At 65.5% G+C, this 11831-nt stretch carries 9 protein-coding genes and 1 pseudogene; 4 read left to right on the forward strand and 6 right to left on the reverse strand.

Going from position 1 to position 11831, the window contains the following annotated elements:
* The first annotated feature begins 122 nt into the window (after positions 1-122).
* The 3 genes and pseudogenes from prfB to ACQR0W_RS12025 all read left to right on the forward strand — a co-directional run bounded on the left by prfB (position 123) and on the right by ACQR0W_RS12025 (position 3143).
* Positions 123-1257 (forward strand): peptide chain release factor 2 gene (gene prfB, locus ACQR0W_RS12015; protein WP_315712184.1). Its coding sequence is split into 2 segments (ribosomal slippage): positions 123-191 and positions 193-1257, totalling 1134 coding nucleotides; the frame shifts between segments, so codons are not numbered across the junction.
* Positions 1236-2141: pseudogene (locus ACQR0W_RS12020) on the forward strand (NAD(P)-dependent oxidoreductase); the annotation flags it as partial. The gene prfB and the pseudogene ACQR0W_RS12020, both read left to right, overlap by 22 nt.
* Before the next feature lie 57 nt (positions 2142-2198).
* Positions 2199-3143, forward strand: a complete 945-nt coding sequence (locus ACQR0W_RS12025) for a DMT family transporter (protein WP_316170466.1) — start codon at positions 2199-2201, stop codon at positions 3141-3143.
* A gap of 15 nt (positions 3144-3158) precedes the next feature.
* On the opposite strand, the gene upp is transcribed toward ACQR0W_RS12025, so the two are convergent.
* Positions 3159-3794 carry a uracil phosphoribosyltransferase gene (gene upp, locus ACQR0W_RS12030; protein WP_315751689.1) on the reverse strand — a complete coding sequence of 212 codons (636 nt, stop codon included), beginning with the start codon at positions 3792-3794 and terminating at the stop codon, positions 3159-3161.
* Positions 3795-3847: 53 nt separating this feature from the next.
* Positions 3848-5575 (reverse strand): cation:proton antiporter, encoded by a 1728-nt coding sequence (locus ACQR0W_RS12035; RefSeq protein WP_315712180.1) that lies wholly within the window; start codon positions 5573-5575, stop codon positions 3848-3850.
* Positions 5576-5600: 25 nt separating this feature from the next.
* Here ACQR0W_RS12035 and ACQR0W_RS12040 point away from each other — a divergent pair, with 25 nt between their 5' ends.
* On the forward strand, positions 5601-6155 hold the full coding sequence (locus ACQR0W_RS12040) for a DUF3124 domain-containing protein (protein WP_315712178.1): 555 nt from the start codon (positions 5601-5603) through the stop codon (positions 6153-6155).
* Positions 6156-6167: 12 nt separating this feature from the next.
* On the opposite strand, the gene ACQR0W_RS12045 is transcribed toward ACQR0W_RS12040, so the two are convergent.
* From ACQR0W_RS12045 to ACQR0W_RS12060, 4 genes are all read right to left on the reverse strand, one after another.
* Positions 6168-8318: a methyl-accepting chemotaxis protein gene (locus tag ACQR0W_RS12045; protein ID WP_316186932.1), complete on the reverse strand. Its 2151-nt coding sequence runs from the start codon at positions 8316-8318 to the stop codon at positions 6168-6170.
* A 790-nt stretch (positions 8319-9108) separates the two neighbouring features.
* On the reverse strand, positions 9109-9543 hold the full coding sequence (locus tag ACQR0W_RS12050; protein WP_316186933.1) for a GlcG/HbpS family heme-binding protein: 435 nt from the start codon (positions 9541-9543) through the stop codon (positions 9109-9111).
* A gap of 35 nt (positions 9544-9578) precedes the next feature.
* Positions 9579-10238 (reverse strand): glutathione S-transferase family protein, encoded by a 660-nt coding sequence (locus ACQR0W_RS12055; protein WP_315751685.1) that lies wholly within the window; start codon positions 10236-10238, stop codon positions 9579-9581.
* Between the two features lie 114 nt (positions 10239-10352).
* Positions 10353-11822, reverse strand: coding sequence for a carotenoid oxygenase family protein (locus ACQR0W_RS12060; RefSeq protein WP_316186934.1), 1470 nt, complete (start codon positions 11820-11822; stop codon positions 10353-10355).
* Positions 11823-11831: the final 9 nt, after the last annotated feature.

Below are 11831 nucleotides of genomic sequence, written 5' to 3' on the forward strand. Positions count from 1 at the left end.
GGGCCGGGCTGAAACTGATGCTGGTGCGGTGCAGAGCGATTGCGCTTTGCGCCGAGCGCCGTTACATCCCCCTGTGAGAGATGATGCTGCGGCGCTTCGAGCCGTGGCCTGAAGAGAGCGACATGCGCGCGGAAATCGAGAAAATCGTAGAAGAGATCAAGCAGTCGGTCGGGCTGCTGAGGAGGCATCTTTGACGTCGAGACATCGACGGCAAGGCTGGCCGAGCTGAACAAGCTCGCCGAAGACCCCAATCTCTGGAACGACCCCCAAAAAGCTCAGCGGCTGATGCAGGAGCGGACCTCGCTGGAGGATTCGCTCACCGGCATTGGCAAGGTCGAGCGTGAGCTCAGCGACAACATCGAGATGATCGAGCTTGGCGAGGCCGAGAACGATCCCGGTGTCGTCACTGAAGCCGAGAATGCGCTGAAGGAGCTGAAGAAGGAGGTCGCGCGGCGCGAGCTCGAGGCGCTCCTGTCCGGTGAGGCCGACAAGTTCGACACCTATCTCGAGGTCCATGCCGGCGCCGGCGGCACCGAGAGCCAGGACTGGGCGCAGATGCTGCTGCGCATGTACGCCCGATGGGCCGAGAAGCACGGTTTCAAGATCGAGTATCTCGAAGAATCGTTGGGCGAAGAGGCCGGCATCAAGTCGGCGACCATCCAGATCTCCGGGCATAATGCCTATGGTTGGCTGAAGACTGAAGCTGGCGTGCATCGCTTGGTCCGAATCTCTCCGTTCGATTCGAATGCACGCCGCCACACCTCGTTCTCTTCGGTGCAGATCTTCCCGGTCATCGACGACAGCATCAAGATCGACATCAAGGAGTCCGATGTCCGCGTCGACACCATGCGGTCCGGCGGCGCCGGCGGCCAGCACGTCAACAAGACCGAATCGGCGGTCCGGCTGACGCACATCCCAACCGGCGTTGCCGTGGTCTGTCAGGCTGGCCGGTCACAGCACAAGAACCGCGCCCAGGCCTGGGACATGCTGCGCGCACGTCTCTATGAGATCGAGTTGAAGAAGCGCGAGGAGAAAGCGGCGGCCGACCAGGCGGCCAAGACCGAGATCGGTTGGGGCCACCAGATCCGCTCCTACGTGCTGCAGCCGTATCAGATGGTGAAGGATCTGCGCACGGGCGTGCAGACGTCCGACACCGCCGGCGTGCTCGACGGCGATCTCGACGAGTTCATGGCGGCGACGCTGGCGCAGCGCGCGTTCGGCACGACGCCAGGCGCTGCGATCGAGGACGTCGATTGAGCGTGGCGCGCGTTGCCTTCATCGGGCTCGGGCGCATGGGCCATGGTATGGCCGGTCGTTATCTCGACGCAGGCTATTCCGTGGCGGTCTGGAATCGCAGCCGGGCGAAGGCGGAGGATCTGATCGCGCGCGGCGCGCGCTGGTCGACCTCGCCAGCTGATGCGGCAATCGATGCCGATGCGGTCGTGACGATGGTGGCTGATGACGACGCCTCGCGCGCGGTTTGGCTCGGGCCGGATGGCGCCGCGGCCACCATGCGGGTCGGCACGATCGCGATCGAATGCTCGACCGTATCGCGCGACCATGCGCTGCGTCTGTCGCGCGAGCTGGATGCGCGCGGCGTGACCTATCTCGACTGCCCGGTGACCGGGCTGCCCGACGCGGCCGCGAGCGGCAAGCTGACCTTGCTGGTCGGTGCCGACGCTGCCGATCTCGACCGCGCGCGGCCGTATCTGGCGCCGATCGGCTCGGCCATTCGCCATTTCGGGCCCGTGGGCGCCGGGACAGTCTACAAGCTGATCAACAACCTGCTTGGCGCGATGCAGATCGCAGGTCTTGCGGAGGGGCTCGCAATCGCCGAGCAGGCCGGCCTCGACATGAAGCTCGTGCTGGAGGCGATCCAGAGCGGCGTCGCGGCGAGCCCCCAGGTTCTGCGCCACGCGCCGCGCATGATCGCGCGCAACTTCGCCGATGCAAGCTTCACCGCGGCGCTCCGTCACAAGGATGCAGCCTATGCGCTGCAGCTCGCCGAGCAGCTGCTTGGTGAGCGTCCCATCATGGCCCAGGCAGCCGTCGATGCTTATGCGCGGGCGAAGGCGGCGATGCCGGATGAGGACGAAGGCCGCATGATCGAGCTGGTGTCGCGGCCGAGATCCATGCCGTAGGCACACCAACGGAAAGCGGGTGGACGGCGCGAGGCTTCGCCTGCAAGGCTCGCGCAGATGAAACAGCGGTTTGCGGCGATGACATCCCAGAACGAGAGCATGGACGCGCGGGACTGGTCGCTGCTCTGCCTGCTCTCGCTGCTGTGGAGCGGATCGTTCATCTTCAACGGCCTCGCCTTGAAGGAACTGCCCCCGCTGACGCTGGTGCTGCTGCGCATCGTGCTGGCGGCGGCGATTCTGCTGCCGGTGGCGCGACTGCGCGGGCTCGGCTTTCCCAAGGGGATTGTCGGCTGGCTGCCGTTCCTTGCCGTGGCGCTGTTCAACAATGTCGTGCCATTCTGCCTGATCGTGATCGGCCAGACGTTCATCACCTCCGGCCTTGCTGCTGTCCTCAATGCGACGACGCCGCTGTTCACAATCGTGGTGATGGCCGCCGCGGGAGAGGAAAGGCTGTCGGCCCGGCGGGCAGCGGGTCTGGTCGTCGGCCTCGTCGGGGTCGTGATGCTGCGGGGCGGACCGGGGCTCGACGGCTCGGCGGGCGGCTACGGCATTCTGTTCGGTCTTGGCGCGTCGCTCAGCTACGGCATCGCCGCGCTGCTGGTGCGCCGCCATCTTGCCCATTCGCCGCCGCTTGCAACCGCCACCTTCCAGCTCTCGGCTTCCAGCGTGATGATGCTGGCCATCGCCGCTGTCGTCGACCAGCCCTGGCGTCTCCCGCTTCCCGGACTGCAGACCTGGGTCGCGGTCATAAGCCTTGCGGCGCTGTCGACGGCGTTCGCCTATATCGTGTTCTTCCAAATCCTGCGCCGCTCCGGGGCGACCAACGTGATGCTGGTGACGTTGTTGATCCCGTTGACGACAATCCTGCTCGGGTCGCTGGTGCTCGGCGAAAGCATCTCGTTGGGGGAGATCAGCGGCGCGCTGGTGATCGGGAGTGCGCTGCTGGTGATCGACGGTCGCATCTTCAGCGTCATTCGCCCTTCACCGCGACCGTCCTGCTGAACTGCACGCGCACGATCACTTCGTGCCGAACATCCGATCGCCGGCATCGCCCAGACCGGGCACGATGTAGGCGTGGTCATTCAGCTTCTCGTCGATCGCCGCGGTCCAGATCGGGATGTCCGGATGCTCCTTCTCGAACTTGGCGATGCCTTCCGGTGCCGCCAGGAGGCAGACGAAACGGATGTCGCGGGCGCCGCGCGTCTTGAGCAGCTCGGCAGCCGCGCAGGCGGAGTTGCCGGTCGCGAGCATCGGGTCCATCAGGATCACCGTGCGGTCGCTCAGGTCCTGCGGCGCCTTGAAGTAATACTCGATGGCCTGCAGCGTGTTGGGATCGCGGTAGAGTCCGATATGGGCGATGCGCGCGGACGGCATCAGCGCCAGCATGCCGTCGAGGAAGCCGACGCCGGCGCGCAGGATTGGCGCAAGCGTCAGCTTCTTGCCGGCGATCTTCGGCGCCTTCATCGGCGCGATCGGCGTTTCGATGTCGACCAGCTCGAGCGGCAGGTCGCGCGTGACCTCGTAGGCCAGCAGCATGCCGATCTCGTTCAACAGCTCACGGAAGCCCTTGGTCGAGCGGTCACGCTCGCGCATCAAGGAGAGCTTGTGCTGGACCAGCGGGTGATCGACGACGTGAACGCTCGTGTTTGCCATGATTCAAGTCCAGCAGGATCGCAGGTTCTGTGGGAGATGGGTGCGTGCCAGGCTCATGGCAGCACCTCGCGGCGGTCGGCGAGCATCGTCTCCGCCTGGCTGCGGCGCTCGGAGAGGAGCCCGGCGCTGACGTCCTGGATCAGGTTGAGCAGCACCTGCGCATCGCTGAGCCGCGGCACGGTCACGTAGTCGGCGCCGGCAGCGTAGAGGTCGTTGACGTCGGCGAGCAGGTCGGCGGTCGCGATGATCTTGGCCGTTGCATTGATGCTGCGGACATGGCGCACCAGCTTTTCGTTATTGGCACCCTTGAGCAGCGAATCCGGGATGCTCAGGATGATCAGCTCGGCCTGGCCCACCCCCGCATGAATCAGCGTGTCGACGTTGCTGATGTCGCCATAGGTCACCTGGATGCCGCGATCGGACAAGGTTCGGAAGACGACGGGGTTGAAATCGACCACGCCGATCTGCTCCAGCAGCGCCGGCTCGTTGCGCTCGATCTCGCTGAGCAGGGCGCTGGCGGTGCGGAAGAATCCGAGGAGAACGATCGGCCGTCCGGCGCCGTGTCCGCCCTCATGTCCGGCCTCGCCATCCTTGCTTGCATCGAGGTCGCGCAGACCGATCCGCTTGAGCAGCGGGATACTTCGCCGCGCGATCGGATCGGAGCGTACGATGACGAAGGTCGAGAGCACGGCGAGCAGCACGAAAGCAAAGGACGCTGCGCTCGACGTGCCGTTCTTGAGGTGCCCGGCGGCGGCGCCGGTCTGGATCACCACCAGCGAGAATTCGCTGATCTGGGCGAGGTTGAGCGCCGGCAGCAGGCTGGCACGCAGGCCCTGCCGCATCATGTAGAGCGGCGTGAACGTCGTGAGCAGCCGGCTCGCCACCGTGAACAGCGCGATCACGAGCGCCAGCCCCACCACGGACATCGTCGGGATCGGGATCGTCATGCCGAGCGCGACGAAGAACAGCGTGATGAAGAAATCGCGCAACGTCGTGACCTTGGCGGTGACGTCGAGCGCGTAGGGGAAGGTCGACAGCGAGACGCCCGCGACCAGCGAGCCCATCTCGCGCGACAGGTGCAGCCTTTCAGCGATCTCGCCGATCAGGAAGCACCAGGCCAGCGCGCCGAGCAGGATCAGCTCCGGAGTACGCGCGATGCGATGGAACACCGGCGGCAAGACGTAGCGGCTGAGGAGCAGGGCGATCGCGACCAGTGTGCCGGCGCGGGCGAACGACAGCAGGATCACGCTGACATGGAGGTCGTCGAGGCTCGGCTGCACCGCCAGGAACAGGATCGCGAACACGTCCTGCAGCACGAGCACGCCGAGCGTGATGCGGCCGGGCAGGGTGTCGAGCTCGCGCTTCTCGTACAGCACCTTGACGATGATGACGGTCGAGGACAGCGCGCAGGCGACGCAGAGATAGAGTGCGTCGTAGCTCTCGGCGCCCATCCGCATGCCGATCGCGACGAAGAACAGGATGCCGAGCGCGGCACCCCCGAGCAGTTGGACCCCACCGGCGATCAGAATCACCGGGCCGGCACGGATGATCTTCTTGAGGTCGATCTCGAGCCCGATCATGAACAGCATGAAGATCAGGCCGAGCTCGGAGATCACCGAAATCGACTCCTGGGACTTGACCCAGCCGGTGCCGAAGGGGCCAATGGCGAAGCCCGCGACCAGATAAGCGAGAATCGAGGGCTGGCGCCATCTATGTGCCGCCAGTCCAAGCACCCACGCAAACAGGATGCAGAGCGTGATGTCGCCGATCAGTTCATGCATGAAGCAACCCCCAAGGCGGCAATTTATGTCGCGCCGCCGCGCAAGGAAACCCGCAATCTGTCACATCCGGACCGGCGCATTCGCGCTGCTGCTCATCGCGGCTGTTGCGGCCGGCGCGGCGCGGGCCGCCGACGACGTGACCACCGCTTTCGCGAGCTCGCTGACGCCCGTTCCGGCGGAGCCCGTCACGGTCACGGGCGCCGTCTATGTCCCCGTCTATTCCAGCGTCGCGATGACCCCGGGCCGGGTCCAGGCCGATTTCTCGGTGACGCTGAGCATCCACAACGCCTCCGAGCAGCGGCCGCTGATCGTCCGGCGCATCAACTATTACGATACGGCCGGCACGCTGGTGGAGGCGCATCTGCGCGAGCCCGTCGCCTTGAGGCCGTTCGCGACCGTCGAGATCTTCGTGCCCATCAAGGACACCCGCGGCGGCACCGGCGCCAATTTCGTCATCGACTGGGCCGCGACCGGTGAGATTGCCGAGCCCGTCGTCGAGGCGCTGATGGTCGGCGGCATCGGCGCCGGCCATTACGCCTTCATCAGTCAGGGCCGCCCGATCCGGCTGACCGGGCGGTGAGCGCGGGGCGGCTCAGGCCGCCCGCACGTTGCCGAGGAATCGGTCGACCTCCTGCCGCAGCCGGTCGCTCTCCCGCGACAGCGACTGCGCCGCCGACAGCACGTTGCCCGAAGCAGAGCCGGTCTGCGAGGCGCCGCGCTGGACGTCGACGATGTTGGTGTTGACCTCGGTGGTGCCGCGCGACGCTTCCTGGATGTTGCGCGAGATCTCCTGCGTCGCCGCGCCCTGCTGCTCGACGGCGGCGGCGATGGTCGAGGAGATTTCCGACAGCCGCTCGATCGTCGTGCTGATCTCGCGGATCGCCGACACCGATTCCTGTGTCGCTGCCTGGATGCCCGAGATCTGCTGGGCGATCTCACCGGTGGCCTTCGAGGTCTGCTCGGCGAGCGCCTTGACCTCGGACGCGACCACGGCGAAGCCGCGGCCGGCATCGCCGGCGCGCGCCGCCTCGATGGTGGCGTTCAGCGCCAGCAGGTTGGTCTGGCCGGCGATGGTGTTGATCAGCTCGACCACGTCGCCGATCCTCGCGGCTGCCTTCGAGAGCTCGTTGACGCGGTCGTTGGTGGTGCGCGCCTGATCGACGGCGCCGTTGGCGATGCGCGCCGATTCCTGCACCTGGCGGCTGATCTCGGTCACCGACGAGGTCAGTTCCTCGGTGGCCGAGGCGACCGACTGCACGTTCGTCGCGGCCTGCTCGGACGCGGCGGCCACGGTGGTGGCGAGCTCCTGCGAGCGCGTCGCGGTCGAGGTCAGCGTGCCGGCGGACGTCTCGAGCTGCGACGAGGCCGAGGACACCGTCTGCACGATGCCGCCGATCGCGCTTTCGAATTCGCTGGCGAGCTTGTTCATTCCGGCCTTGCGCTTGACCTCGGCCGAGTGCTGCACGGCCTTCACTTCCTCGCTGTTGAAACGGACGATCGCCTGCACGGTCTGCAGGTTGCGCAGCGCCTCGCCGAGCTCGTCGTCGCGCTCCACCGGAATGCGGTTGTCGAGCTTGCCGGCGGTGATGTTCTGCATGGCGTCGTTGAGCACCTTGAGCGGCCGCAGCACCGCGCGGATGCTCTGCAGGCTGAACGTAGCGCCGATTCCGATACCGGCCAGGATCATCACAGAAATGATCGCGAGCACCACCAGATATTGTCTCTCGGCCTCCTCGTAGAGCGCCTTGCCTTCGTTCACCTGGATCTGAACGAGCTTATCGAGCTCGTGCTTGGCGGCCTCGAACAGATCATGCCCCTTGGTGGCGATATGCTGGCTCGCCTCGTCGAACTTGCCCTGCTCGAGCAGGGCCAATCCCGGCCTGATGCCTTCCTCCAGATAGGCCTTGCGCCTGATCGCGAAGGCATCGGCGACGATCTTCTCCTCCGGCGTCAGGTAGCTCGCCATGTAGTCGGCCCAGACCTTGGTGATTCTGGCGCTGTTTCCGTCCACCAGCGCCCTGATGCCGTCGATCGGTTTTCCGGCCTTGCCGTTCGCCGCCGCAGACTGTTGCGACGACATGTTCTGCAAGGTGCGATCGTTGATCTCGAGCAATTGCGCCAGCGGGATCGTGCGATCCTCGTACAGCGACTTCATGGCGACGTTGGTGGAGCGGGTCGACAGCAGGCCGGCCGCGCCGATGATCAGCATGAATACGCCCAGCACCGCGGCCAAGGTCGTCAGGCGCGCCCTGAGCGTACCCGTGAAGAGCGACAGGCGGTCGAACACCGAGCGGCGGCGGATGACGCCCGCGCTGATCGCGTAGCCCTGCGCCTTGTTCTGATTCAACAGCCCGTAGACCTTCTCGGCCTCGGCGCGCTGCTCGGCCGGCAGCTTGGTGCGGATGGAGGTGTAGCCCGTGATCCGGCCGTTCTCGCGGATGGGGGATGCGCTCGCCAGTACCCAGTAGAAGTCACCGTTCTTGCGGCGGTTCTTGACGGCGCCGGCCCACGGCTTGCCTTGCTTCAGCGTGTCCCAGAGATTGGCGAATGCGGCCTCCGGCATGTCGGGGTGGCGGATGATGTTGTGCGGCTGGCCCATCAGCTCGTCGGGGGTGAAGCCGGCGGCATCGACGAACTGGTCGTTGAAGTAGGTCAGCTTGCCCTTCAGATCGGTGCGCGAGACGATCAGCGTCTCGTCGGTGATCGGGTATTCGTTGTGGGTGACAGGCAGATTTTTGCGCACGGTATGACTCCAAATTGTCCCACCTGCATGCGGACACTGGATGCAGAGTTTCAGATCACCGCCTAGAAGGCGCCGACTCCTTAAAAGTTGCGTAAAACCTAGGCACCGTACGACTACGCACTGCTCATAAAGGTTGCAATTTGTATGGAATGCTCGCTCTCGCGCGCAAGTATGTGATTCAGCGTGCAGAAAGAGCTCCCGCGGCGCGGTGCACCCGGGGTTTTCGGCAGCGCCCCCTCGACGCGAGGGTGCAGGGAATGCCGGGTGAAGGCCTCACCCATGGCCCGCCTGCGAAAAAAATGCAGGCGGCAGGTACCACAGGCAAAGCCGTAACCGGCATTCCCTGCGCGATGGTTTTAACAACTTATACGCGATCTCCCCGGGGACCGGCTTTCTTGCCCCCGTCATCCGCGCCAGCGCATCTGCACCGGCACGAACTTGGCGCCAGCATCGGGGCGCCAGGACCACGCGACTTCATCGTCCGCGGCCGCCATGCCCGTCGTGCATCGCAGCCCACGTCCACCGCATCCCGCCCCAACGTCCGTGACGACGCGTACGCCCCTCGCAGAGAGGGCAGGATGGGGGGATCATACATGATTTCTGTAAAAAAGAAATAGCAAAATCGCGTGGGAGAATTCGGATGAGGGAGTTGCTGCCGGGCGTGGTCCTCCCCTTCAGCCGAATGATGGCGCCCACCCGCGGTGGGGCCGGCCACGTCTTCGTGCTCCCGGCCAAGCGATGATCAGCCGCGTGGACCTTTTCGGCGGTCCGTTGGCCGTTCTTCACCGGTTCACGCGCCGTGCGGCTCTTCCGTTCGAAAGCCCGCCGCGGCGATGCCGGCGATCGCGCAGGCTTCGTCATTGTCGCCGAGATCGCCGGAGATGCCGACGGCGCCGAGCACCTGCCTGTCCGGTCCGAGCACCAGGACGCCGCCGGGCGAGGCGACGAGGCGGCCGCCGGTCGTGGCTGATAGCATCGTGAAGAATGTCGGCATGTTGCCGGCGCGACGGCTCAGCTCGCGTGATCCGAAGCCCATGCCGAGCGAGCCGAAGGCCTTGCCGAAGGCGATGTCGAAGCGGACGATGCCGGCGCCGTCCTCGCGCTGATAGGCGATCAGGTGTCCGCCTGGATCGAGCACGGCGACCGCAAGCGGCGCGAGGTTCTTCGCACGCGCTTCGCGCAGCGCGGCGTCGATGATGATCACTGCGTCGGCGAGCATCAGCATGATGTGCGGTTCCTCATTCAATCTGCGATGGTGCCTCAGACGAACATCGCGAGGATGCCGAGAGGGTTCTCGGGCCGCGGAACGCGGAAACTGATCGTCTTCCAGTCCGCAGCGGCCGGCCGTTCCAGGCAGCGATCGAGCCAGCGGTCGACATGGGGCCATGGTGACATGTCGAGCGTGCCGAGCCGGGCCAGCGTCATGACGGCGGCGACATTCAGGTCAGCCACGGTGAAGCGGCCGCTGACGAGATAGGGCCTTTCGGTGAGATGCCGATCGAGGACCGCCAGCGGACGGCCGAGCTTGGTGAGCGCGATCCCGAGCTCGTCGGCATCGCGCTTGTCGGCATCGAACAGGACGCGATTGGCCGCGGCGAGAAGCAGGGGCTTCTCGATCTCGGTCACGACCCAGAAGCTCCACTGGGTGACGAGCGCGTCTTCTTCCAGGGTGGCCGGAGAAAGGTCGCTGCGGTAGCGGCGCGCCAGATGGAGGTTGATCGCGAGCGACTCGAACAGGCGGATCTCGTCGGAGACGAACGCGGGCACGCGTCCGTTGGGATTGATCTTCAGGAAGTCCGGCGTGTGGGTGCTGCCGTCGGTGAAGCCGGTCGGAACGTGCTCGAAGTCGAGCGCGAGCTCCTTCAGCATCCAGGCGCAGCGATGCGCGCGCGAGTGCATCGAGCCGTACAGACGTATCATGGCGTTTCCCCGGTTGTGACAGGCCTGCTGCGAGGCTCTTTGTCATTGGAGTGTTTGTCGTTCGGCGTGAGGCGCTGGCGGATCCGCGGCTGGCGCCTCCGGTGGCCGGACGCGTTAAAGGACGTCGGCGTTTACCCAGATGCCGTGGAAGCCCTCGTGCACCCGGCACGGGAAGCGGATTGTCGCGATGGGGCCGGCCGACAGATTGCGTGCGTCGAGGATGACGAGATCGGTGCGGTTCTCCGCCCGCCGTCCGACGATGCTGAGCAGCCAGCCGTCGCCCTCGGCTGCGTCCGCGCTGCGGGGAACGAAGCATGGCTCCTCTGGCGAGCTCTCGGGGCCGGCGTAGTAGAAGTCGAGCTTGCCTGTCTCCTCGTCGAAATGTCCGAGGCAGGTGAAGGGCGGTCCCTTGGGGCCGAAGGGCAGCATCGGGCCGAGCCTGGGATTGTTGGTGCCGAACCAGAAGTGCCGGACGCGGGTCATCGCGAAGCGCTGGTCGATGACCGGCATCTCGCCGATGTGTCCGATGAAGCGCGAGATGTCGATGGCGCCAGATGCACTCGACAGATCGATCGTCCAACGTTCGCCGAAGGGCGGCAGCTCCTTGGCCTCGGGATCGTGGATGTCCGGGAACTGGCTGAGCCAGCCGGACTCCGTGACGAACTGGTCGAGCACCAGGCGGCTGCCGTGCTCCCAGGCGTTGAAGGTGTGGGTCTGCATTGCGAGCTTCGGCGCGGTGAACCAGTGGATGCCGGCCACGCCCTGCCGGCGCGGGATCACGGCGACATGGGTCTGCCTGTGGCTGTCCCAATGCCAATAGGGCTCGCCCTTCCTGATGCGATCCCAGTCGCAGACCATCGGGCAGATCACGAAGGCGATGTAGTTGCGTGATACCAGGAAGTCGTGGACCATCGAGCAGTAGGGCGCGGTGAAGCGCTCGGTGCGGGTGAACTCGCCGTCCGGCGCGATGGTGTAGAGCTCGATGTCATTGCTGGCCGTGCCCTCGCAATTATAGGCGAACGCGATGCACTCGCCGGTGAGCGGGTCCATCTTGGGATGGGCGGTGAAGGTGCGGCTCCGGAGCTGGCCGCCGAAATCGGTCTCGCCACGGGTCTCCAGCGTGACCGGATCGAGCTCGTAGGGGCGGCCGGATTCCTTCAGGGCATAGAGCTTGCCATGGTGCCACATCACCGAGGTGTTGGCGGTGTTGGCATCCTCGCCCGCTACCTCGGGTGAATCGGTGAACGGATTGCGATAGGCGCCGAACAGCGCCTTGCGCGCCTGCCGCTCGATCAGGAACTTGCGGGTACGGACGTAGCGCATTGCCAGATCGGCATGACCGTTCTGGATGCGGACCATGTGCACCATGCCGTCGCCGTTGAGGAAGATGTCCTTGCCCAGCAGAGGCGGGTAGGTGTGGTCGGCGCTGTTGCGGTAGTAGACGCCTTCCAGCCCCGCCGGAATGCGGCCGATCACCTCGAGGTCGTGCACCTCGCCCTCGATCCGCACCGGAGCGGCATAGCCGGAGAACACGATATCCTGCGGAAACTCCAGGCCGTTGTGCTGCGTGACGTGTTTGTTCATGGGACTCTC

Origin of the sequence: Bradyrhizobium sp. HKCCYLRH1034 (assembly GCF_051168375.1) — a bacterium.
Classification (GTDB): domain Bacteria; phylum Pseudomonadota; class Alphaproteobacteria; order Rhizobiales; family Xanthobacteraceae; genus Bradyrhizobium.